20 protein-coding genes and 2 pseudogenes are annotated in these 23,297 nt (G+C 71.8%); 10 read left to right on the top strand and 12 right to left on the bottom strand.

Going from position 1 to position 23,297, the window contains the following annotated elements:
* Nucleotides 1-30: 30 nt before the first annotated feature.
* Entirely contained in the window at nucleotides 31-1,338 is a 1,308-nt protein-coding gene (locus ACWDSL_RS30705; RefSeq protein ID WP_450490924.1) for a CitMHS family transporter, read from the top strand.
* 29 nt (nucleotides 1,339-1,367) lie between these two features.
* Complete coding sequence (locus ACWDSL_RS30700; RefSeq protein WP_450490923.1) at nucleotides 1,368-3,461, top strand: 3-hydroxybutyrate oligomer hydrolase family protein; 2,094 nt, start codon at nucleotides 1,368-1,370, stop codon at nucleotides 3,459-3,461.
* Between the two features lie 12 nt (nucleotides 3,462-3,473).
* Here ACWDSL_RS30700 and ACWDSL_RS30695 read toward each other — a convergent pair whose 3' ends face one another.
* From ACWDSL_RS30695 to ACWDSL_RS30665, 7 genes and pseudogenes are all read right to left on the bottom strand, one after another.
* Complete coding sequence (locus ACWDSL_RS30695) at nucleotides 3,474-4,541, bottom strand: zinc-dependent alcohol dehydrogenase family protein (RefSeq protein ID WP_450490921.1); 1,068 nt, start codon at nucleotides 4,539-4,541, stop codon at nucleotides 3,474-3,476.
* A gap of 45 nt (nucleotides 4,542-4,586) precedes the next feature.
* On the bottom strand, nucleotides 4,587-4,913 hold the full coding sequence (locus ACWDSL_RS30690) for a glycoside hydrolase domain-containing protein (RefSeq protein ID WP_450490919.1): 327 nt from the start codon (nucleotides 4,911-4,913) through the stop codon (nucleotides 4,587-4,589).
* A gap of 514 nt (nucleotides 4,914-5,427) precedes the next feature.
* Nucleotides 5,428-5,577, bottom strand: a pseudogene (locus ACWDSL_RS30685) (glycoside hydrolase domain-containing protein); the annotation flags it as partial.
* 125 nt (nucleotides 5,578-5,702) lie between these two features.
* Nucleotides 5,703-6,494, bottom strand: a complete 792-nt coding sequence (locus ACWDSL_RS30680; RefSeq protein ID WP_450490917.1) for an SDR family NAD(P)-dependent oxidoreductase — start codon at nucleotides 6,492-6,494, stop codon at nucleotides 5,703-5,705.
* Nucleotides 6,495-6,591: 97 nt separating this feature from the next.
* Complete coding sequence (locus tag ACWDSL_RS30675; RefSeq protein ID WP_450490915.1) at nucleotides 6,592-6,957, bottom strand: hypothetical protein; 366 nt, start codon at nucleotides 6,955-6,957, stop codon at nucleotides 6,592-6,594.
* Between the two features lie 62 nt (nucleotides 6,958-7,019).
* Nucleotides 7,020-8,186: an amidohydrolase family protein gene (locus ACWDSL_RS30670; RefSeq protein WP_450490913.1), complete on the bottom strand. Its 1,167-nt coding sequence runs from the start codon at nucleotides 8,184-8,186 to the stop codon at nucleotides 7,020-7,022.
* Nucleotides 8,187-8,189: 3 nt separating this feature from the next.
* Nucleotides 8,190-9,548, bottom strand: coding sequence for a glutamine synthetase (locus ACWDSL_RS30665; protein WP_450490911.1), 1,359 nt, complete (start codon nucleotides 9,546-9,548; stop codon nucleotides 8,190-8,192).
* Nucleotides 9,549-9,684: 136 nt separating this feature from the next.
* Here ACWDSL_RS30665 and ACWDSL_RS30660 point away from each other — a divergent pair, with 136 nt between their 5' ends.
* Nucleotides 9,685-10,824: a glycoside hydrolase family 88/105 protein gene (locus ACWDSL_RS30660; protein WP_450490909.1), complete on the top strand. Its 1,140-nt coding sequence runs from the start codon at nucleotides 9,685-9,687 to the stop codon at nucleotides 10,822-10,824.
* 81 nt (nucleotides 10,825-10,905) lie between these two features.
* On the opposite strand, the gene ACWDSL_RS30655 is transcribed toward ACWDSL_RS30660, so the two are convergent.
* From ACWDSL_RS30655 to ACWDSL_RS30645, 3 genes and pseudogenes are all read right to left on the bottom strand, one after another.
* Nucleotides 10,906-11,985 (bottom strand): PQQ-dependent sugar dehydrogenase, encoded by a 1,080-nt coding sequence (locus ACWDSL_RS30655; RefSeq protein WP_450490907.1) that lies wholly within the window; start codon nucleotides 11,983-11,985, stop codon nucleotides 10,906-10,908.
* Nucleotides 11,986-11,998: 13 nt separating this feature from the next.
* Nucleotides 11,999-12,808 (bottom strand): hypothetical protein, encoded by an 810-nt coding sequence (locus tag ACWDSL_RS30650; RefSeq protein ID WP_450490905.1) that lies wholly within the window; start codon nucleotides 12,806-12,808, stop codon nucleotides 11,999-12,001.
* 164 nt (nucleotides 12,809-12,972) lie between these two features.
* Nucleotides 12,973-14,190 (bottom strand): annotated as a pseudogene (locus tag ACWDSL_RS30645) (glycoside hydrolase family 27 protein); the annotation flags it as partial.
* Nucleotides 14,191-14,512: 322 nt separating this feature from the next.
* On the opposite strand from ACWDSL_RS30645, the gene ACWDSL_RS30640 reads away from it, so the two are divergent.
* From ACWDSL_RS30640 to ACWDSL_RS30610, 7 genes are all read left to right on the top strand, one after another.
* Nucleotides 14,513-16,306, top strand: coding sequence for an alpha-L-fucosidase (locus ACWDSL_RS30640; RefSeq protein ID WP_450490903.1), 1,794 nt, complete (start codon nucleotides 14,513-14,515; stop codon nucleotides 16,304-16,306).
* A 116-nt stretch (nucleotides 16,307-16,422) separates the two neighbouring features.
* A complete protein-coding gene (pqqA, locus tag ACWDSL_RS30635) occupies nucleotides 16,423-16,575 on the top strand; it encodes a pyrroloquinoline quinone precursor peptide PqqA (protein WP_450490901.1) in 153 nt (50 codons plus the stop codon).
* A gap of 10 nt (nucleotides 16,576-16,585) precedes the next feature.
* Nucleotides 16,586-17,503: a pyrroloquinoline quinone biosynthesis protein PqqB gene (gene pqqB / locus ACWDSL_RS30630; protein WP_450490899.1), complete on the top strand. Its 918-nt coding sequence runs from the start codon at nucleotides 16,586-16,588 to the stop codon at nucleotides 17,501-17,503.
* 5 nt (nucleotides 17,504-17,508) lie between these two features.
* A complete protein-coding gene (gene pqqC, locus ACWDSL_RS30625; RefSeq protein ID WP_450490897.1) occupies nucleotides 17,509-18,201 on the top strand; it encodes a pyrroloquinoline-quinone synthase PqqC in 693 nt (230 codons plus the stop codon).
* Nucleotides 18,198-18,539: a pyrroloquinoline quinone biosynthesis peptide chaperone PqqD gene (gene pqqD / locus ACWDSL_RS30620; protein WP_450490895.1), complete on the top strand. Its 342-nt coding sequence runs from the start codon at nucleotides 18,198-18,200 to the stop codon at nucleotides 18,537-18,539. Before pqqC ends, pqqD begins: the two co-directional genes overlap by 4 nt.
* Nucleotides 18,536-19,654, top strand: a complete 1,119-nt coding sequence (gene pqqE, locus ACWDSL_RS30615) for a pyrroloquinoline quinone biosynthesis protein PqqE (protein ID WP_450490893.1) — start codon at nucleotides 18,536-18,538, stop codon at nucleotides 19,652-19,654. The genes pqqD and pqqE overlap by 4 nt, the downstream gene beginning before the upstream one ends.
* 117 nt (nucleotides 19,655-19,771) lie before the next feature.
* Nucleotides 19,772-21,235, top strand: a complete 1,464-nt coding sequence (locus ACWDSL_RS30610; protein WP_450490891.1) for an SDR family NAD(P)-dependent oxidoreductase — start codon at nucleotides 19,772-19,774, stop codon at nucleotides 21,233-21,235.
* A gap of 7 nt (nucleotides 21,236-21,242) precedes the next feature.
* Here the strand turns inward: ACWDSL_RS30610 and ACWDSL_RS30605 are convergent, their stop codons facing one another.
* On the bottom strand, nucleotides 21,243-21,536 hold the full coding sequence (locus ACWDSL_RS30605; RefSeq protein WP_450490889.1) for a DUF1330 domain-containing protein: 294 nt from the start codon (nucleotides 21,534-21,536) through the stop codon (nucleotides 21,243-21,245).
* A gap of 120 nt (nucleotides 21,537-21,656) precedes the next feature.
* Nucleotides 21,657-23,165 carry an ArnT family glycosyltransferase gene (locus ACWDSL_RS30600; protein WP_450490887.1) on the bottom strand — a complete coding sequence of 503 codons (1,509 nt, stop codon included), beginning with the start codon at nucleotides 23,163-23,165 and terminating at the stop codon, nucleotides 21,657-21,659.
* Between the last annotated feature and the right edge of the window lie 132 nt (nucleotides 23,166-23,297).

The following is a 23,297-nucleotide window of genomic DNA, read 5'->3' as shown; positions in this document are numbered from 1 at the left end:
GCGTCCGAGGTAAGAGAAAGCGAGCGGGCCATGTTGGCAGCATTGGGCTTCTGCACGATCGGCGGCTTCCTGCTGCTCACCATGACCAAACGGGTCTCCGTCCTGGTCGCCCTGGTCCTCACCCCGGTGATCGCCGCGGTCATCGGCGGATACGGGGACGATCTCGGCCCGATGGCGCTGGACGGGCTGTCCAAGGTCGCGCCCACCGGGATCATGATCGCCTTCGCGGTGCTCTACTTCAGCCTGATGGTCGACGCGGGCCTGTTCGAACCGCTGATCCGCGGCATCCTGCGGATCGCCCGCAGAGACCCGCTGCGCATCACCGTCGGCACCGCCGCCCTGACGATCTGTGTGGCGCTCGACGGGGACGGTGCGTCGACCTTCCTCATCACCATCTCCGCCATGCTGCCCGTCTACCAGCGGCTGGGCATGAGCCGGCTGGTGCTCGCCGGGGTGGTCGCCCTGGGCGCGGGCGTGATGAACCTGGTGCCGTGGGGCGGCCCCACCGCCCGGGCGGCCGCCGCGCTCAAGCTGGACACCTCGGATGTGGTCACTCCGCTGCTGCCCGCCCTCGCCGCGGGCATCGCCTGGGTGCTGCTGGCCGCGTACTTCATCGGCCGCCGCGAGCGCCGCCGGCTCGGTGAGCTCGACGCGCCGCAGGCCGAGGCGGCGGTGGTCGGCGACGGCCCCGGTACGCCCCGGGTGGCCACGCGGGCCGGCACCGCGCTGACGGTCTTCAACCTGCTGCTCACCGTCACCCTGCTGACCTGCCTGGTGCTGGAGGTCATGCCGCTGCCCGTGCTGTTCGTCCTCGCCTTCGTGATCGCGCTGCTGGTCAACCACCCCGGCTGGGAGGAGCAGCAGGCCCTGCTGGAGAAGCACGGCAACAGCGTGGTGCTGGTCACCACCATGATCTTCGCCGCGGGGGTGTTCACCGGCATCCTCACCGGCACCGGAATGATCGAGAAGATGGCCCACGCCATGGTCGAGGTGATCCCCGACAGCCTCGGCGGCCATCTGCCGGTGCTGATTGCGGTCACCAGCATGCCGCTGAGCCTCGTCTTCACCCCCGACGCCTACTACTTCGGCATCCTCCCGGTGCTGGCCGGCACCGCCGACTCCTTCGGTACCGACCCGGCCGAGGTCGCCCGCGCCGCCGTCCTCGGCCAGATGACCACCGGCTTCCCGCTCAGCCCGCTCACCGCGTCCACTTTCATCCTGCTCGGCATGAGCGGCGTACAGCTCGGCGAACACCAGCGGTTCATCTTCCGCTGGGCCTTCGGCACCACGCTCGTGATGACCGCCGCCGCGCTGCTGACCGGCGCCCTGCCGCTGTGACCTCGCCCCCAGGCATCCGAGGAGTACCCGTGCCCAGACCCGTACGCCGGTCGGCCGCGCTCGCGCCGCTGCTGGCCGCGGCGCTCACCGCCGCCCTCGTCCCGGCCGCCACGGCCGCGCCCGCCGCCCCCCGCGCCGGGCTCCCCTCCTACATCAGCGCGCTGAACTCCGTACGGTACGACGGCGAGAGCGACGACCTGCTCACCGCCGGGCTCGGCTTCTCCGGGCTGCGCGCCGCCGCGCCGCCCGCCCCGGCCGACCCCGACCGGCCCACCGCCGCCGAGCTGCGCCGCCAGGCCATCTGGGCCTCCGCCGGGCTGTCCGCCGGGTCCGGCGGCGGCCTCGGGCGGCTGTACGGGCCGAATGTGGACCGCGGCCGCCCCGTGCCCGGCGACGGCAAGGTCGCGGGCGTCGAGTACCGCGCCGTGGCGGGCAGCGGCTCACGCAGCGTCAGCTTCGTCGTCCAGGTCCCGGACGACTTCGACAGGTCCCGCCCCTGCGTCGTCGCCGCGCCCGCCTCCGGCCTGGGCGGCGTCTACAACATGGTGGGCACCGCCGGGGCCTGGGGGCTGCACCGCCGCTGCGCGGTCGCCTACACCGACAAGGGCATGGGCCCGGCCTTCGACGATCTGCACTCCGGCACCGTCATGGCCCACGACGGCACGACCGGCCCCCGGGCGCAGACGGCGGACCGCGCCGCGTTCGACGCCGGGCTGACCGACGCCGAGCGGGCCCGGTTCGACGCCGAGCACCCCTACCGCGTCGCGTACAAGATGGCGCACGCCAAGACCAACCCGCAGGCCACCTGGGGGCGCGATGTGCTGCGCTCGGTGGAGCTGGCCCTCGCCCTCCTCGACCGCGACTGGCGCCAGGGCGCGCCCCGCGCCGGCTATACGCCCGCCACCACCACCGTCATCGCCACCGGGGTCTCCAACGGCGGCGGTGCGGCCGTCGCCGCCGGCGAGGACGACCACGGCGGGCTGATCGACGCGGTCGTCGCCTCCGAGCCGCAGCTGAACCTCGCACCGCTGAACGGGATACGGGTCACCCAGGGCGGGCGCGCGGTGCCGGTCGCCGGACTGCCGCTGATCCGGTACGGCTCCCTCGCCTCGCTGCTCCAGCCGTGCGCCGCGCTCACCGAGCCCACCGCGCCCGGCTACTCCTCCCTGGACACCGCGGCCGCCCACCGCCGCTGCGCCGCCCTCGTCGGCGACGACCCCCGGCTGATCTCCCGGCGCGACGCGAAGCGTGCGGGTCCCGACGGGCTGCCCCGGCTGGCCCAGGAGGCCCTGGTACGCGCCGGATACCAGCCGCAGTCCAGCTACCTCCAGCTCGCGCACTACGATCCGCAGACCCCCGCCTCGTACGCGATGAGCTTCGCCCGGGCCTCGGTCGCCGACTCCCTGTGCGGCTACGGCTGGGCCCGCACCGACGCCTCGGGCACCCCCGTCCCGTACCGCACCGCCGAACTGGCCGCCGCCTTCGGCACCAGCTCCGGCCGGGCGCCCGCGCCCGGGGTGCTGATCGACGAGAACTCACCGGGCGGGCCCGTCGCCGACGCCAGGTCCCAGGGCCCGGACGGCCGCCACGACTACAACCTGCGCGGCGAGAGCTGCGTCTACCGGCTGGCGTTCGACAAGGCCCCGCGCGCCGAAGGGGAGTGGGCGGCGCGGCTCGCCGAGGGCCTTGACGCCACCCGGCGCACCGGCGATCTGCACGGCAAGCCCGCGCTGATCGTGCACGGCCGCGACGACACCCGGGTCCCCGTCAACCACAGCACCAGGCCCTATCTGGGCCTCAACTCCCGTGCCCAGCACGGCGCGGGAACCGTCGCCTACGTCGAGGTCACCAACGCCCACCACTTCGACTCCACGGCACCCGGCTTCGACAACCGCTATGTACCGCTGGGCTACTACTACCAGCAGGCGCTGGACCTGATGTGGCAGCGGCTGGACGGGCGCGGACAGCTGCCGCCCAGCCAGGTCGTACGTACCGTCCCCCGGGGCGGCGAGCCGGGCCACGCCCCGGAGCTGACGCCCGCCAACGTCCCGGACATCGCGGACCGCCCGGCCGCCGGGGACCGCGTCAGGATCACGGACGAGACGGTACGGATCCCAGGCTGAACCGCCAGACCCTCACCGCCGGGCGGCCGTGGCCGGCCGCCGGGGTTCGATGACCGTGACCCCGGCGCCGGCCGCCGCCCCCATCGCCATCAGCGCCTCCGGCACCTCGTCGAGCCCGATGGTGTCGGTGACCAGCAGATCCGGCCGCAACGTCCCGGCCTCGACCATCTCCATCATCGGCCCGTACGCATGCGCCGCCATGCCATGGCTGCCCAGCAGCCGCAGTTCGAGCGCGATGACCCGGTCCATCGGCAGCATCGGGCTCCCGGCGGCCGGCGGCAACAGGCCGACCTGCACATGGCGGCCGTGCCGCCGCAGGCTGTTGACAGACGCGGCGCAGGTCCGCGGGGAGCCCAGCGCGTCCAGCGAGACATGGGCACCGCCGCCGGTCGCGTCCGCGACCGCGTCCGCCACGGACCCCAGGGTCGAGGACGCGTCCACGCACACCTCCGCCCCGAACCGCCGGGCCAGGGCCAGGGCACGCGGCGAGATGTCCACCGCGACCACCCGCGCCCCCGCCGCGGACGCGATCATGACCGCGGACAGCCCCACCCCGCCGCAGCCGTGCACCGCGACCCATTCGCCGGGGGCCACCCGGCCCTGCGCCACCACGGCGCGGAAGGCCGTCGCGAAGCGGCAGCCCAGACCGGCGGCCGTGGTGAAGGCGAGCTCGCCGCGGATGCCGACCAGGTTCACATCGGCGTTCTCGATCGGGACGTACTCGGCGAAGGAGCCCCAGTGGGTGAAGCCCGGCTGGGTCTGCCGCTCGCACACCTGCTGCGCACCGTCCGCGCAGGCGCCGCAGCGCCCGCACGCGCAGACGAACGGCACGGTGACGCGCTGCCCGGGGCGCCAGTTCAGGACCTCGGGGCCCACCTCCTCGACCACCCCGGCCAGCTCATGGCCGGGTACATGCGGCAGCCGGATGCCGGGGTCGTGCCCCATCCAGCCGTGCCAGTCGCTGCGGCACAGCCCGGTCGCCTCGACGCGGATGACCGCGCCGCGTCGCGAGGGAGTCGGATCCTGGACGTTCCGGACCTCGGGCCGGTGCCCGAAGGCATCGAAGACCACAGCGCGCATGGACCCGCTCCCTCGCTCAGCCGCACATGGTGGGGGCCGTAGAACCTACACCACGTTCGACCCCGGGCGACCGGCACCACCCACCGACGGCGGCTCCGCGCCCGGCCGGGTACCCCAGGCGGACGGCTCGGTGCCCAGCCGGTGGGCGAGCGAACCGCCGTGCGCGACCGAGGACCAGGGCAGCCAGGTCCGCGGCAGGTCCCGTCCGTTCAGCGACACATCGCGCACATAGCGCCGCTCGTCGCTCGCACCGGGCGCGGTGACGGTCAGCGTGCCGCCCTGCCGGGTGCCGTAGCGGCCGATGCTGCCAATACGGATGATCGCCGATTCGAACTGCGGGCTGGAGACGGCCAGGAAGTCGCCGCCGCTCATGGTCGGGTTGGAAGCAGTTCCCGGATGTGTAGGCCGGCGTCGGCTATTTCGGGCAGGTCAGGGTGTTGTGGTCGGCGGTGAATGATCTGGTCGGCGTTCATCTTCGGCCCTTCCTGTACAGATGGGATCAGTTGTTCGCCAATCGCTGTCATGTGCTTCCCGGGGTGTGGGGTGGGGGTTAGCTTCGGTTCGTCGAGATCATCACAGGTGGGTGGGGGTGCGAGGCGATGGGCAAGCGGGCGCGGGGAACGAAGGGGCGAGAGCAGCGCCCCTACCGTGCGCTGTGCGTCCCGTTCGTGGTCGCCCCGCCCTCCGGGTGCCGCATCCGCACCCGTCTGCACCTCTGGCCCGCCGACGAGGAGGTGCTTCGCGCGGTGGGCAACCACCTGGGCGCTCTGGCGGGTACGGATCTGGCAGCTCGGGTGGCTATTGGCAATGTGTCCCCGGCCTTCAACCAGCGGGCCGCGCGGAAGAAGGCGCTGACGGCGCAGTCCTCTTCCCGCTGGGCAGGCGCGATCGAGGAGTCCCACAGCTTCCGGTACCACTGGCCGCGCTCGGCGAACGTCCGCGCGTCGGCGCGGTGCCCGAGCCCGCGTGCCATCAGCGCGAGCGCCGCGTCGGCGGCCGAGTACTTCAAGGTCGCCGAGGCGGGGTGGACACAGTCGAGCAGTGGTCTCAAGGGGGCCTCCGTGACAACGTTGTCCGACCAAGGGTGCCCGAACCCTGGCACGGTGCCGCGCCCAGGGGAGAGCGGCGAACGAAGCCCGTGCCAGGGCCGCGAGGCTCTGCTCAGCGGTTGTGCCGTTGGCCCTCCGCCAGCTGGCGGGTCGTACGGTCGGCCCCGGAGTTGCGCTGGGCCACCGCCGCCAGGCTCGGGAACAGCCCGCCGAGCGCGCTGCCCAGGCGCAGTTCGAGCGGCGCGATGTTCACCTCGGCGCGGTCCCGCTCGATGGCGCGCAGCGTCGCCACCGCCACCTGGCGGACGGAGACCGTACGGACACCGGGGGGCGTGGTGGCGCCGGAGTCCGCGAACATCCCGGTGTCGCGGACGAACCCCGGCTGCACCACCGAGACCCCCACCCCGGTGCCGTGCAGATCCTGGCGCAGCCCGAGCGCGAAGCCGCGCAGCCCGAACTTGGACGCGTTGTAGAGCGCCGCCCCGGGCGAGGCGGTACGGCCCGACAGCGAGCCGATCATCACGATGTGGCCGGAGCCGGACGCCACCATCCGCGGTGCCAGCGCCCTGGCCAGCTGGAGCGGGGCGCGCAGATTGACCTCCAGGGCGCGGTCGACCTCGTCGGGGGCGTAGCCGAGGACTTCACCGCTGGACGGCAGCGCCGCGTTGGCGATGAGGATGTCGGCGTCGGCGGCCTCGGCGATCAGGTCGTCCACCTGAGCCCGGTCGGCCAGATCGGCGACGATGGCCCGGCCGCCCAGCCGGTCGGCCAAGGGCCGCAGCACCTCCTCGCGGCGGCCGGTGAGCAGCAGCTTGGCCCCCCTGGCCGCGAGGGCGCGGGCCAGTGACTGCCCGATGCCTCCGGTCGCTCCGGTGAGCAGGACGGTCGCGCCGCCGATCCGCATGCGTGTCTCCTCCGCGTAGTGGCTGGTCCGGGTGGTGGCCGTACGGCCGGTCGGTACTACCGGACGAACGGTACTGCCCGACGGCGCGCGGCTCATGTCACGACCGCCCGGGGTCCATGCCGCTCACCCGCGCGATGGCCTCCACCTCCATCCGGTCGCGCTCCTGCTCGGCCCCGAAGTCCACCACCAGCCGCAGGCCGTGCGGCCCGAGCAGACTGGTCAGCTCCTCCAGCTCACGGCCGAGGGCGGGGGTGAACCGATCCTGGTCGCGCGGGGAGAACTCCACGTCAACGCTGCCGCCGCCGCTGTCACTGCCGCCGTCGCGGCGGTGCACGATGGCGTCGTTGATGCCGCGGAGGATGCGCAGCAGGAGGTCGTACGAATCGGGGTCCAGACGGTTCTGGAGCTCGGCCAGCCGGTGGGCGAACTGCTTGGCGCGCTCCAGGAAGTGCTCTTCGTCCATGACACCATCGTGACGAAAACCCGCGCCATACGCGTCAGTTACAGATGATTTTACGGTTGACTCTAGATATTGCCGGTGATTGTGCTGTTCAACCCGTACACTCGGCGGGCGTTGCCCGCAGCCACCAGGGCCGCCACCCGCTCCGCGTCCGCCGCGCTCCAGGCGCCGTCGCGGACCCAGCGGGCCAGAGCCGCGTCCAGGGCCTCCCGGAAGAGCAGCGCCCCGACCGCGTACAGCTCGGGCAGGCCGTAGGCGTCGGTGGAGAAGAGCACCTTGCCGAAGGGGGCCACCTCCAGCACCTCGGCCAGCACCGCCCCGGCCCGCGCCCCGGTGTGTGTCAGGGCCAGGCCCACATCGGCGTACACATGCGGGTAGACCGCGGCCAGATAGGCGGCGCCGCGGTGGTACGGATAGCCGTGCAGCAGGATCAGCGGGCAGCCGGTGGGGCGCACGGCGCGGATGAAGTCGGTGAGCAGCAGCGGATCGCAGCGGTCGAGGCGCAGATCGGGGTCGCCGAATCCGGTGTGCAGCTGCAGTGGCAGTGCGGTGCGCGCGGCGGACCACAGCAGATGGCGCAGCAGCACCGGATCGGCGAGCCGCGCGGCGTCGCTGGGGCGGGCGGCGCGGGCGGCCAGCCAGCGGTCCGCCGCCGCGCGGAGTGCGGCCGGGGCGGGCGGTGTGGGCGCGAGGTGGAGACCGTAGCGGTAGGCGGCCACCGACTTGAACCCGGCGGCGGTGAGCGCGGCCCCCCGTACGGCGCCGTCGAGCGTGGCGAGGAAGGAGTCGGCGGTCCGTGAGGCGTCCGCGACCCGCTCGGCGAGGTGTTCCAGGCGTACGATCTCTCGCGCCGTGCCCCCGGCGGCCTCGGCGAGTTCCTGAGGACTCGTCAGGTCCCCGGGTAGCCCGGTGTCCACCAGAAACTCGGTGATACCGGCGGCGCGCAGCAGCCGCCGGGTGACCTCCGCCGCGCCCAGCTCGCGCCGCCGGGCGAGATAGCGCTCGGGCGGGCAGTGCGGCGCAAGGCCCAGCAGCGGCGGGCACCAGCGGCGCACCGCGAATCCGAGCTGGGTGTCGAAGTAGCTGGTGCCGGGCGCGGCGGGCGCGTCCGACTCGGTCAGATACGCCTCGAACGCCGCGGCGTCCGGCTCGCCGCGCAGCAGGCCGTGGCAGTGGTGGTCCACCAGGGGCGGCCGGGGCGTCCGGGGCAGCGCCGCGCCGTGGCCGGACATGGCTCAGTACCTCCAGCGGGTGGCCGCGGCGATGTCCCGCGGGCTCGCCCCCTCGAACAGCTCGGCCTCGGCGCGGCGTACGGCGGCGATCGCCTCGAAGAGCGGATCGCCCAGCGCCTCGCGGAGCGTGTCCGAGGCGTCGAAGTGTTCCAGGGCGGCGGGCAGCGAGGTCGGCAGCCGCTGCTGATGGCCCTCGTGCGCCGGGTCGCCGGCCACCGGAGGGGGCAGCGTCAGACCGGAGTCGAGCCCGGCGAGCCCGGCGGCGATGACCGCGCCCGTCAGCAGATACGGATTGGCCGCCTGGTCGACACACTTGACCTCGGCGTTGGCCCCGCTGGGGTCCTTCGGCGCCCCCGCCACGAAGCGCAGCGCGGCCTCGCGGTTCTCCAGCCCCCAGCACTGATACGCCCCGGCCCAGCGGGAGGGCTCAAGACGCAGATAGCTGGCGGGCGAGGGGGCGCCGATGGCCAGCAGGGCGGGCAGCGCGCGCAGCACACCGGCCAGGAACGCCTCGCTGGTCGCCGTCATACCGCACGGCCCGTCCCCGTCGCGGCACAGATCGCGCTCGCCCTGCCACAGGCTCAGATGCAGATGGCCGCCGTTGCCGACGGCGTCCGGGGTGAACACGGGCGCGAACGACGGCGCCAGGCCGTGCTGTGCGCTCACGCCCCGGATGGTCTGGCGCACCAGTACGGCGAGATCGGCCGCGCCGACCGGGTCGGCGGGCGCCACGGACACCTCGAACTGCCCCTGCGCGTACTCGGGGTGAATCTGCGCCACCTCGACCCGCTGGGCCTGGAGCGCGTCGAGCACATCCGCGAGATAGTCGGAGAGATCCACCAGGCGGCTCATCCCGTAGGCGGGCCCGGCGGTGGGGTAGCGCGGCTCCGACTCCGGCGCGCCGGCGGTGGCGACGACCCATTCGGTCTCGATCCCCATGAGCATCCCGAGGCCGCGCTCCCGGGCCCGCTCTGCCATCCGGTGCGCGAACAGCCGTTGACACGCGGGGTGTTCCCGCCCGCTCATGTCGTACCGGTCAGCCGGGGCCCAGGCCCAGCGGGGCTGGGCGGCCAGCGGGGTGAGCCGGTCGAGGTCGGGGAAGAGCCGCAGATCGCCGTCGGGGCCGCCGATGTGGCGGCTGGTGGTGATGGAGTCGTCCACGAGGAAGACATCGAAGACGGGGGACATGCCGACGCCCCACTGCGCGGCGTGTTCGAGCCGTGCGGTGGGCACGGCCTTGACGCGGGTGAGGCCCGCGTTGTCCACCCAGGTCAGCGCGGTGCCGACGATCCCCTGTGCGGCCAGCTCCGCGGCCTTCTCGCGGGCCCGGGCCCGAGCCTGTGCGCGGTGTTCGGTGTCCACGGGCGGCTCCTGTGCGGGGTGCGCTGATCCGGTGTCTTCGCGGGTCCTCCGAGGTCTAACGCGCGTGGCTCACAAGCGTTACGATTGATGACATGTCCAGAACAAGTCCGGAAACCTTACACTCGGGAGCCGACCAGTGATCAAACGCAGGACCGTACTCGCCGGCGCCCTGGGCCTCACCGGCGGCCTCGCGCTCGGCACCGCCGCCTCCGCGGCCCCCACCGACTGGTCCCGGGCCGTGGTGGACTCCACCATCGCCCGCAAGCCCGACCCGAAGTCGCTCGGCGGCTGGGGCTACACGCAGGGGCTGTTCCTCTACGGCACCTACCGCGTGTACCAGCGGGTCAAGGAGCCGTCCTACCTCGCGTACATCAAGGGGTGGGTGGACACGTACGTGGACGCGAACGGCCACGTCGACCACAGCTTCAACAACCTCGACGCCATGCAGTGCGGCAACCTGCTGCTGATCCTCCACAAGGAGACCGGCGACCCGCGCTACCGCACCGCCGCCGACCAGATCCGCACCCGCATCACGACCTATCCGCGCACCTCCGACGGCGGTATGTGGCACGCCACGAGCAAGACCAACGAGCTGTGGGCGGACGGGGTGTTCATGGCCCAGCCGTTCCTGCTGCGCTACGGCATCGCGTACGGGGACGAGACCTACGCGTACGACGAGGTCAGCCGCAACCTGGCCGTGTACTTCACTCACCTCAAGGCGTCCAACGGACTGCTCTACCACGCCTACGACGCGGACGGCGACGCCCCCTGGTCGCCCAACCCGACCACCGGCACCTCCGCCTACCACTGGGCCCGGGCCATCGGCTGGACCGCGATGACCCATATCGAGGCGCTGGACCTGCTGCCCGCGGACCACCCGCGGCGCGCCGAGCTGATCGCCAACGTCAAACACCTGGCCAAGGGGTTCGTCCGCTACCAGGACCGGAGCACCGGCCGCTGGTTCCAGGTGGTGGACAAGGGGAGCGAGTCGGGCAACTGGACCGAGACCTCGGCCTCCAGCATGTACACCCTGATGCTGCACGCTGCGCTGGAGCGCAAATACATCGCCGGCGGCGACTATGTGTCCGCGGCGCGCAGGGGCTATCAGGGCGTCCTGAAGAAGGTGACGGTCAACGCGGACGGGCTGACCGACATCACCGACATCAGCGAGGGCACCAACGTCGGGGATCTGGCCTACTACTTCGGCCGCAAGCGCAACACCAACGATCTCCATGGCCTGGGCGCCTTCCTGCTCATGAACGAGCAGATCGCTTAACTGACCACCCGCACGGTCGCGCTCCGCGGCGGACCGCGGAGCGCGACGTGAGGTGAGGTGTCCGGGCGTCGGTGGCGGAGGCTACTTCAGCTCCACCTGGAACACCTTGTCCGCGCCGTCCGGTTCCCCGCCGTTGTTGTCGGCGTTGGTCGTGGACAGCCACAGGGTGTTCTTGCCCGGGACGGTCTCGACGGTGCGCTGCCGCCCGTACTCGCTGATGTAGTACGCCTTCGGGGTGCCCGCGGATGTGCCGTCGACCGGGATCCGCCACAACCGCTCGCCCTTGAGCGCCGCCATGTAGAGGGCGCCGTCCGCGTAGGTGACACCGCTGGGTGACGCCTCGCCGGTCGACCACTGGCGCTTGGGGTTGGTCATGCCGGAGGTGGAGCAGCTGCCCTCGCAGGTCGGCCAGCCGTAGTTCTTGCCCGGCTCGATGAGGTTGAGCTCGTCGTACTTGCTGTTGCCGAGCTCCGCCTCCCACAGCCGCCCCGCCGAGTCCCAGGTGAGGCCCTGCGGGTTGCGGTGGCCGTAGGAGTAGACGAGCGTGCCGAACGGGTTGCCGGGGGCGGGCTTGCCGTCGGTGGTCATCCGCAGGATCTTGCCGTTGAGCGAGTTCTTGTCCTGGGCGAGGTCGGGCGTCTGCGCCTCCCCGGCGGTGGCGTACAGATAGCCGTCCGGGCCGAACTTGAGGCGTCCGCCGTTGTGGTACTTGTTCTTCTTGATGCCGCTGACCAGCGTGGTGTAGCCGCTCAGCGAGGAGCCGTCGAAGGTCATCCGGGCGATCCGGTTGCCCTCGGACGCGGTGTGCATGAGGTAGACGTAGTGGTCGGTGTTCCAGTTCGGGGAGACCGCGATCCCCAGTAACCCGCCCTCGCCGCTGGTGGTCACGACGTTGGGCACCGTGCCGACCTGGGTCTTGGTGCCCGACTGGGTGAGCTTGAACACCTTGAACGAGTCCCGCTCGGTGATCAGCGCCGATCCGTCGGGAAGCCAGCTGAGCCCCCAGGGGATCGACCAGCCGGACGAGACGGTCTTGATACTGGACGGTGCCGAGTCGACTCTGTCGGACGAGGCGTTGCCCGTGCCGGCCGTTCCGACCAGCAGCCCGGCGGCGAGTGCGGCGGCGGTGGCCGCCACCACGAGTTTCCGATGGCTCTTCATCGCGCGTCTCCTCCTACTGGAGCTTGTACGCCTTGAAGTTGCGGGTGAGCAGGTAAGTCGTCTGCAGGCCACTGCTGTTGAGGCTGCGGTAGATGCCCCACTTGGGCCGCAGGTAGTTCTGGCCGCGCCACATGTCGAGACCGGTGCGCTTGTACTTGGCCACCGTCTTCCCCTCGGTGACGACCGACCAGTCGACGTATGCCCCGGAGTCGGACGCCTTCACCTCGACCGACACATCGCTCCACTTGCCCTGGATCGGCGACATGGCGGCGGCCCCGGCCTCCGTCAGGTTCTCGTCGTCGTCCGAGGTGCGCATCTCGACCTTCGGGCCGTTGTCGTGCTGGTGCAGCGACATGGTGAACAGCGGGGCGGCGACGTCCCCCACCTTGATCTGCATGATGTGGGTGAAGCCGGTGGTCGCGTCCAGTGTGTCCGGCACATACATCTGGTACTGGATCCGCCAGGTCTCGTCCTTGAGGATCTTCACGGCGGCGCCGTTCTGCCGCATGCCCCTGACCTCGTTGCGCTGGCGGTCGGTGCTGGTGTCCACGTCCTTGGGGTAGTGGATGTCGGTGCGGAACCCGCCGCCGCTCGGGTAGATATGGGTGACCCCGGGGTGCGAGTCGGCGCGGTCGTCCTCGGCGCCCTCGAAGGAGTCGGCGACACTGGCCCCCGACGCGGGGCTCCACTTGAGGCTCCAGGAAGCCGTGGGTGCCTGCGGTGTGCGCTCCGCGCCGTGGGCGGCGACTGTAGGGAGGAGCAGCGCGCCCGCCGTCGCCAGGGCCGCCGCGATGCGGGGCCCGGGCAGCCGATTGGGCTTCATCAGTGATTCTCCTGTCTGACCTTTGGTCATATCCATGAACTGACTGGATATGGAAAGGCCGCGGTGGGGGAGTGACGCATGAGGTGAATCGCTGTTGAGGGGGACTGTAAAGAAACGTTCCTATCCCGTCAACAGTTCGGTCATGACTGGGCAGTTCAGCCGCGGGAGACCCGGAACACCACCGTGCCGTGCGCGGGCACCGAGGCGCTGATCGAACCGGTCGTGGTGCTGGTGGCCTTGGACCACAGGTCCTTGAGTCCGTACGAGGACGAGCCGCCGAGGCCGATCGCGGTGGCCGTGGTGGAGATCGTCTTGGTGGACGAGTTCTCGTTGAGCAGGGCGACCGCCCGGTCGCCGTTGGCCAGTTGCTTGGTGTACACGACCTTGCCGCCGCTGGAGGACACGATGGTCGCCTGCTTGCCCAGGGTGTCCTGGTCCACCGCGATGAGGTCGGTGTTCTTCAGGATCGACTGGGTGGTGGCAGAGGCGTCGCGGATATCGCTGCCGATGAGCAGCGGCGCCGCCATCATCGCCCAGAGGCTGAAGTGGGTGCGGTACTCGGTGGCGGTCATCCCGCCGTTGCCGACCTCCAGCATGTCCGGGTCGTTCCAGTGGCCCGGGCCCGCGTACTGCGCGAGGTCGTCGTTGATATGCACCTTGTCGATCATGCTGGACCACTTGTCGCTGATGTCGCCGGTGGTGCGCCAAAGATTGCCGACCGGTTCGCCCCAGGTCCACACCTTGGGGCTGGTCTGGCCCCATTCGCAGATGCTGTACGCGATCTTCCGCCCGCTGGCCGCGAGCGCGTCGCGCATGGCCTTGTAGCGCTGCTGGGCGTCCACGCCCTGGTTATTGCAGTTGTCGTACTTGAGGTAGTCCACGCCCCAGGACGCGAACTGCTTGGCGTCCTGCTTCTCGTGGTTCAGCCCCCCGGGGAAGCCGGCGCTGTTGCAGGTCTTGGTGCCGGCGCTGGTGTAGATGCCGAACTTGAGCCCCTTGGAGTGCACATAGTCCGCCACGGCCTTGATGCCGTTCGGGAAGCGGGTGGGGTCGGGCACCAGATTGCCGTCCGAGTCCCGGCTGGGCTTCGCCCAGCAGTCGTCGATGTTGACGTACTCGTAGCCGACGTCCTTGAGGCCGAGCGAGACGAAGGCGTCGGCGACCCCCTTGACCATGGACTCGTTGAACGAGGAGTCGCAGTGTGTGGCGTTCCAGTTGTTGAAGCCCATGGGGGGTGTGCGGAGCAGGCCGTTGTCCAGCGCGGCGGCCTGACCGGCCCCGGCGGTGAGCGTGAAGGTGATGGCGGCTGCCGCGGTGGTTGCGGTGGCGGTGGCCACCGCGACCCATGAGCGGAGTCCGCCGGATCGTGCGTTTCCTTGCATGATCAACTCCTTCGAACGCAGCTGAGGCATCCGTGTGTGATGCATCGCGGAAGGTAGGAGGTGTGGTCTGCCGAGTCAAGGATTGGTACGGGCCAGAAGATGGCCAGAGGCTGTTCGGTGGCACGTCCTCGGCCAACTACCTGCGGTTTCTGCTGACTTGATAAGTGATAATCCGTCAGGTCGGGCGATAGAGATCGGAGGATTTTTGCGTCCGCCCCATTGACCCGGGCCAAGTGGCTCGCAACTCTTCAACAGAACACCACCCCCGAACACCACCCCGCGTCCCCCTCGCCCGGTACCGACAGCCCGGGGAAGGAGCCCCATGAGCCACAGACCGCGCGGACGTCTTCGCGCCTGGCTGGCCACCGCACTGCTCGCCGTCGGCGCCCTCCTCTTCGCAGGCCCCGCCCCCGCGCGGGCCGAAGTCGTACATGCGCGGCAGCAGTGGCTGCGCGACTCCCAAGCCGGACTCTTCCTGCACTGGGGCATGCGCACCTCACCGGGCTACACCAGCTGCTCCGCCTGGGAGAAGGCCGTGACCGACGGCGGCTGGAACGCCGACTACTGGGTCCGCGAGGCCGAGAAACTGCATGCGAAATACCTCGTGCTGGCCTCCTTCCACAGCCGTCTGGGGTACTCCCGCGCCTGGCCGTCCGACATCCCCGGCAGCTGCTCCACCAAACGCGACTTCCTGGGCGAGCTGATCAGCGCCGCCGACGCCCGGGGGCTCAAGGTCGTGCTCTATATGACCGACGATCCGCAGTGGCACGACGAGGGCGGCCATGAATGGCTGGACTCGGACGCGTACTCGGACTACAAGGGGCGCGATGTCGATCTGACCACGCGCGACGGGTTCGGTGAGTTCTCGTACGACAACTTCGTCGAGGTCATGCGGAACTACCCGAAGCTGTCCGGCTTCTGGATCGACAACGACAACGACTACTGGATCGACCACGGCCTCTACGAGAAGATCCGCGCGGACCGCCCCGGCTGGCTGCTGAGCAACAACAACGAAGACACGCCGATCATGGACACGGTCAGCAATGAGCAGAAGACCGGCATGACCCCGGACTATGACTACCCGCAGGCGATCTGGAGCCCCCAGCCCCGGCTGACCGAGGCCTGTTTCAAGCTGCCCAGCAGCGGCGCCTGGTGGTACAGCGGCACCGACTCGGCGGTGGACCACGCGCTCACCCTCCGCCGGCTGATCGCCAACTCCGGCTCCTCCGTCAAATCGCTCATGGCCGAGACCGCTCAGGTCAACGGCCGGTTCCCGAGCAAACAGGAGGCGTTCAACAACGTCGCCAAGACCTATCTGGACGCCATCTGGGGCTCGCTCAACGGCACCGAGGGCGGCGGCTACAGCTATGGCGGGCTCGCGCCCGGGGCCTGGAACGACGGGGCCCGCGGTGTGACCACGGTCTCCAAGGCGGATCCGGATCTGCACTTCGTACACGTCCTGACCAAGCCTTCCGGCGCCACCCTGACGCTGCGCGACAACGGCTACCGGGCCCAGCGGATCACCGACTTCCGTACCGGAAAGCAGCTGAGTTTCAGCCAGGGCGGCGGCAAGATCACCGTCACCGGGATCGCCGACTGGGACCCGTACGACACGGTCCTCAAGGTCGAGACCGACGGCAGACAGGGCCTGATCCCCGCCGACTCCATGACCGCGAGCGCAAGCTCCGCGGCGAGCGGACACCCGGCTTCCGCCGTCCTCGACGCCAATCCGCAGAGCTACTGGGACAGCAACACCAAGCTCCCCGTCTCGCTCACCTTCGATCTGCGCTCCGCCAAGAGCGTTCAGTACCTGGCCATCAACCAGCGGGAATGGTCGGTCGGTTACGCCCGCTCGGACACCGAACAGTCCGCCCGCATCCGCGACTACCAGATCCAGGTCTCCAGCGACGGCACCGACTGGGGGAGCGCCGTCAAAACCGGCACCCTCCCCAGCGCCCGCGGCGTGCAGTTCATCGACATCCCCGCCACCACCAAGCGCTATGTCCGGCTCACCGTGAACAGCACCTGGGCCGCCGCCACCGACGCCAAGCGCTACAAGAAGCTGCTCATCGACGAGGTGCGGATCGGCTCCGGCTATGCGGGGAAGAGCTCATAAGACCCGTGAACCCCCTTGTCCCTTCACGTCACCCGGCACCCCTTCACCCTCCGTGCGGATCCGCGGGAAACCGTCCCGTGGATCACCCCCAACACACAGGAAGGCAAGGTACGGACATGAACGAGACCGTGCAGCGCAACGAACCCCAGTCGAGGCGGACGGGCGAGCAGACCCGCCCCCGTATCGAGGAGACGGCCTGGCAGACCCCCGACTACGTGGTCGTGGACACCGCGTTGGAGGTCACCGCCTACTCGCTGACCACCCGCTGACGGCGCCGCCATGCTGCTGCGCGTGCTCGGCACCGCGGCGGGCGGCGGACTGCCTCAGTGGAACTGCGCGTGCCCCGGTTGCTCCGGGGCACGCGCCCACCCCGGCCGGCGCCGCCGCCACGCCTCCCTCGCCGTACGGGCCACCGAAGGCCACTGGTACCTGGTCAACGCCACCCCCGACCTCGGCGACCAGATCGAGGACTGCCCGGAACTGCACCCCGGGCCGCGGCCCCGCCAGACCCCACTGGCCGGAGTGGTCCTCACCGACGCGGAACTCGACCACACTCTCGGCATCGCCCGGCTCCGCGAGGCGGCCGGCGGCGTCGACGTACTCGCCACCGCGCCCGTACGCCGCGCCCTGCTCGACGGCCTCCACCTCGGCGATGTCCTGGGCCCGTACACCACCCTGCGGTGGCGTGGCCTCGACGCCGAGCCGACGCCGCTGGCCGAGGGCTCGCCGCTGACCGTCAGCGCCGTACCGGTCTCCGCCAAACGCCCGCGCTACGCGGCCGACATGGAGGCCGATGTGGCAGGGACGGCAGGGGGCGACGCGTGGGTGGTGGCGCTGCGCCTGGCCGACCGGGACACCGGCCGGTCCCTGCTCTACGCCCCCGCCCTCGCCGCCTGGCCGGACGCCTTCCAGCGGGCGGCAGCCGAGGCGGACTGCGTGATCGTCGACGGCACGTTCTGGGACGACGAGGAGCCCCGGCGCTCCGGGTTCTCCACCCGCACCGCCACCGGTATGGGACATCTGCCCATCGACGGCCCCGGCGGCACCGCCAAGCGGCTCGCCGAACTGCCGGGCCGCTGCCTCTACACCCATCTGAACAACACCAACCCCCTCGCCGATCCGGCGGCGCCCCAGTACGAGGCGCTGGCCGGGCTCGGTCTCGAGGTGGCCGCCGACGGGATGGTGATCGAGCTGTGAGTGCTGTGAGTGCTGTGAGTGAGTTCGAGGAGCGGCTGCGGACCGTGGCGCGCGAGCGCTATCACGACCGCCATCCCTTCAACGTCCGGATGCACCAAGGCGAGTTGACCCCCGACGAGCTCCGCCGGTGGATCGCGAACCGCTTCCACTACCAGCGCCACATCCCCGTCAAGGACGCCCTGATCACCGCCAAGCTGGAGACCTCGGCGCTGCGCCGGATGTGGCTGCGGCGCATCCAGGACCACGACGGCGCGGCCGAGGGCGAGGGCGGGATCGAGCGGTGGCTCAGGCTCGGCGAGGCCGCGGGCCTCGACCGCACCCTGCTGCTGTCCGGCCGGAGCGTGCTGCCGGGGGTGCGGCTCGCCGTGGACGGCTACGTCAACTTCTGCCGGCTGCGCTCCCCGCTGGAGGCGGTCGCCGCCTCGCTCACCGAGCTGTCGGCCCCGGACATCATGCGTACCCGCATCGACGCCTTCGAGCGCCACTACCGGTGGATCGACGGCGACGGGCTCGCGTACTTCCGCACCCGCGAGACCCAGGGGCGCCAGGACAGCCGGGAGGCCCTGGACCTGGTGCTGTCCTGGGCGCGCAGCGAGGACGACCGGGAGCGGGCCGTGGCGGCGCTCGCCTTCAAATGCGATGTGCTCTGGTCGCTGCTGGACGCGGTCGACCACGCCGACCCCAAGGAGGGGCCGTGACCGCCGATACGGCCAAGGAAGCCGATACGGCCAAGGAAACCGCCGACACGGCCGACGGAGCCGACACCACCCCGGCCGCCATGCCCCCGTGGCGGCCCGCCCTCGCGCCCGCGGTCCACCTCCGCCACGACCGGGTGCGCGACGGGGACCTGCTGGTGCTGCCCGAGCGGGTCGTGGTGCTGCGTGGCACCGCGGGCGAGATCCTGCGGCTGTGCGACGGCATCCGCGCCGTCGACGCGATCGTCGCGGACCTGGCCGGGCGCTTCCCCGGCGCCCCCGTGACCACCGAGGTCCCCGCCTTCCTCGGCCGACTGCGGCGGGAGGGCTGGTTGCGATGACCGGCGCGCCGCCCCCCTGGGCCATGCTGGCCGAGCTCACCCACGGCTGTCCGCTGCACTGTCCGTACTGCTCCAACCCGCTGGAGCTGGTCCGCCGCTCCCGGGAGCTGACCGGCGAGGAGTGGGCGGAGGTGCTGCGGCAGGCCGGGGAGCTGGGCGTGGTGCACACCCATCTCTCGGGCGGGGAGCCGCTGCTGCGCACCGACCTGGAGGCGATCACCGCGGCCGCCGAGTCCGCCGGGATCTACACCCAGCTGGTCACCAGCGGTGTCGGGCTGACGGCGGCGCGGCTGGCCGCGCTGGTGGACGCCGGGCTGCGCGGCGTCCAGCTGTCCGTCCAGCACTCCGACCCGGCCGCCTCCGACCGGATCGCCGGGAGCCGGTCCTTCGCCGCCAAGGAGCGGGCCGCCGCCCTGGTCAGGGACGCGGGGCTGCCGCTCGGCCTCAACGTCGTGCTGCACCGCGACAACCTCGACGCCCTCGACGACCTGGTGGAGCTGGGCGCCGCCTGGGGCGCCCAGCGGATCGAGCTGGCCAACACCCAGTTCTACGGCTGGGCCCTGCGCAACCGCACCGCGCTGCTGCCCACCCGCGAACAGCTGGCGCGGGCCCGTGACGCGGTCGAGCGGTGGCGGGAGCGGCTGGACGGCTCGATGGACCTGGTGTGGGTGGTCCCCGACTACTTCGACGGGGTCGCCAAGCCCTGTATGGGCGGCTGGGGAGCGGTCTCGCTCACCGTGGCGCCCGACGGCACCGTACTGCCCTGCCCGGCGGCGGCCACCATCCCCGGACTGGACCCGCCGAACGTACGCGACCACCGGCTGGACTGGATCTGGAACCACTCCGGGGCCTTCAACCACTACCGCGGCGAGACCTGGATGAAGGAGCCCTGCCGCAGCTGTGCGCACCGTGCCGAGGACTTCGGCGGCTGCCGCTGCCAGGCGTACGCGCTGACCGGCGACGCCGCCGCCGCGGACCCGGCCTGCGGGCTCTCCCCGCACCACGGTCTGATCCGCGAGCTCGCCGGAGCCCCCGGACCCGGGCCGGACGACACCGCCGACGACACCGCCGCGGCGGGCCCGGGCTACGTCTACCGCAAACCCGGGCGGGGGTGAGCCCGCCCCGGGTTTGGCGCTGCCGCCCCCGCTTCCGTAAAGTTTCGCCGTTACCCACCCCACCACCACCCAGGGCACCGCCCTTGGAACGGGCGAAGCAGAAAGTGGCAGCGGCGAATGACGGTGATTGAAGAGGGCCGGGCCGAGCAGACGGGCATCGACCCGGAGCGTCTGGCGACCTGCCTGAGCGTGCTCGAAGAGCTCGACCGGCTGCCGGTCGACCACCCCGACGCCATCGCGGTGCGCCGCGCCACCTCCGGCGTCTACCGGACGGTCAAGCAGCGCAGGCGCCAGGAGCGGCGTGCCGCGAAGACCGCCCACGACAAGGAGGTCACCGAGGCCACGGCCACCGGCGCCGCCGACCGCATCGACGACGAGACGCTGGGCCTGGCCCTGACCAGCTCGGTGACCACCCCGATCGCGGGCATCCTGCAGCGGCCCCGGTCCTGCTACACCTGCAAGACCCGCTATGTCGAGGTCGACGCCTTCTACCACCAGCTCTGCCAGAACTGCGCCGCCGAGAACCGGGCCCGCCGCGACGCGCGCACCGATCTCACCGGGCGCCGGGCGCTGCTCACCGGCGGCCGGGCGAAGATCGGCATGTATATCGCGCTGCGGCTGCTGCGCGACGGCGCGCACACCACCATCACCACGCGCTTCCCGAACGACGCGATCCGCCGCTTCAAGGCCATGCCGGACAGCGGGGAGTGGCTGCACCGGCTGAAGATCGTCGGCATCGATCTACGGGACCCGGCCCAGGTGATCGCGCTCGCCGACTCGGTGAGCGCGGCGGGCCCGCTGGACATCCTGATCAACAACGCCGCGCAGACGGTGCGCCGTACGCCCGCCGCGTACGCGGAGCTCATAGCGGGCGAATCGGCCGCGCTGCCCGCCGGGGAGCTGCCGGACTCCGCCGTTCTGGGCGTGTTCGGCAGTGGCGCGCAGGCGGCTCTGCCGGGGCCGGCGGCCGCGCGGGACGGCGCGCTGAGCGCACAGGACCTCACCGCCCTCGCCCTGACCAGCGGCTCCGCCTCACCCGCGCGGATCGAGGCGGGGACCGCGATCGACGCGGGCGGTCTCGTGCCCGACCTCGACGACTCCAACACCTGGATCCAGCGGGTGGACGAAGTGGACCCCGTCGAACTGCTCGAAGTGCAGCTGTGCAATGAGACGGCGCCGTTCATCCTGGTCAGCCGGTTGCGCCCGGCGATGGCGGCCTCGCCCGCGCGGCGCAAGTACGTGGTGAACGTATCCGCCATGGAGGGCAAGTTCAGCCGCGGCTACAAGGGCGCGGGCCATCCGCACACCAATATGGCCAAGGCCGCCCTGAACATGCTGACCCGCACCAGCGCGCGTGAGATGTTCGAGGCCGACTCCATCCTGATGACCAGCGTCGACACCGGCTGGATCACCGACGAGCGCCCGCACCCCGAGAAGATGCGGCTGGCGGCCGAGGGCTTCCACGCCCCGCTCGACCTCGTCGACGGCGCGGCCCGCGTCTACGACCCGATCGTGCGGGGCGAGGGCGGCGAGGACCTGTTCGGCTGCTTCCTGAAGGACTACGCCCCCACGGACTGGTAGGGGTTGTTCAGCCGGCGCCCTCGACGATGCGGAAGTCCCGTTCCGCGCTGTCGGCCAGCACGGTCAGCGCCTTCTGGTAGTCCTCGCTCTCGTACGTGGCGACGGCCAGCTCGAAGCTGTCGAATTCGACGACGACCGTGCGCTCCGCCACCCCGGCCTCGTGCGCGACGACCTGGCCTCCGCGGGTCAGAAACCGTCCCTTGGCCTTCTCGACGACCGGGACGGCCAGCTTCCCGTACGCGGCCGTCTTCGCGGGATCGGAGATCGAGCGGTAGGCGACGACCCAGTAGCCCTTGGACATGAGCGGACTCCTTCGGCTCGGCGGGAGGGGTCGGCCGAGAGGTGACACCGGGAGTGGTCGCAGGGGAGTGGTCACGCGGGAGTGGTCACGTGGGCTGGGGGCGCCCCGGACCTTCACAATCTACCGCTGCGCCGGACGCTCGGCGCGTCCGGAGACCGGGGCCATGTACACGCTCAGGCCGCCCGTGCCGGGCAGGGTGTGCCGGGTCCAGCCGCGGGCGCGCAGCGACGGCAGGCCGTGCCCGGGGGCGTGGCCGAATACCGCGGTCGGCTCATGGGCGGCCCGGCGCAGCAGCGCGGCCGCCGTGGTCGAGGTGTTGTTGCCGCTCACCTCGGCGGAGGCGCAGCCCGCCGCGTAGCCGATCGGCAGCGCGCGCGAGCCGGCCACCAGACACGGCGGCCGCAGCCCCAGCGCCCGCAGCCCGGCGGCTGCCCGCTGGTACCGCTCGGCGGTGGCGGCGGCCTGGTGCGTGGTGTCCGCGAGGACGGCGTACTGGCTCCCCAGCTGCACCGCCAGTACGAGCCCGAGGGCGGCGGCGACCGGCACCGGCGAGCGCGCGGCCCGTACGGCGCGTGCCGCGAGGGCGGCCAGGGACAGGGCGAGCAGTGCGTAGGCGGGCAGCAGGAAGCGGGGCGCCGAGTAGTCGATGAGCAGCAGATACGGCACGGCCATCGAGGCGGCGCAGACCACGGGCAGCACGGTCGCGGACAGCGCCCGGCCGCGCCCGGCGCGGTGGTCCCGTACGGCCACGGCGAGCGCGGCGGCGGCCAGCAGGGGCAGGGCGAGCCACCACAGCGTCAGCTCCGGATGGCGCAGCGGCACCTGGCACGGGCGGCACAGCAGCGGGCCGTTGAGGCTGCGCAGCGCGGTGCCCACGTTGAGCTGCGGCACCATCCCGCCCTCCGTGGCGCTGGAGGCCCGCAGCCGCGCCCCGACGCCGCCGAACCGCGCGTACGCCTCGGCCACCCAGGGCGCCGCGCCCAGCGCGAGCCCGCCCAGCAGCGCGGGCAGCGCGGGCCGCCACCGGCGTACGCACACGGCGGCCGCCAGCAGCGGCAGCCCGAGCCAGCCGCCGTCCGGCATCCGCAGCAGCGTGACCCCGGCCACGGCGGCGGCCAGCCACCAGCGGGCGTGCGGCTCGGCCGGGGCCCGCAGAAACCAGCCGACGGCGGCCACCGCGCCGAGCGCCACCCACAGGTTGGGCATCACCTGCGACCCGCTGATCTGGGTGATCCACAGCCCGGAGAACAACAGCGCGGCCAGCGCGGCGGTGCCCCGCCCCACCAGCGGCCCCCACACCCGGAAGACGGCGTACAGCGCGACCGCCGACAGCAGGGCCAGAACCACCCGCAGCGCCACGACCGAGGAGGTCGCGGCGACCACGGGCGCGACGAGATAGCTGATGCCACGGGACCGCGGTGCGCTGAAGAAGGCCGCGGGACGGTGCGGATCCACCTGGGAGGCGTAGACGCTCTCGTCCCACAGCAGCCCACCGCCCATATGCGGCACGACCATGGCCAGCTGCACCACGGCATACACCGCCGCGACGACCGCGAGCCACGGCACGCCTCGCCGCGCCGGCGGCGGGCTCTGCGCGACGACGGGCCGACCCACCACTGTCGCGGTCACGGCCCGGCCCGCCCGTCGGCTTCCCGCCGGGGCACGGCGGCGTACGCTGCCGCCCCCGCCCCGCCGCGCCGCGCGCGCCCGGGCATGCGCGGACATGGGGTGTCGCCGGCTCCCGCGAGGCCCACACGGCCT

The sequence above is a fragment of the Streptomyces sp. NPDC000941 genome (genome assembly GCF_053599555.1).
This window is presented reverse-complemented; position numbering and strand designations above follow the sequence as displayed.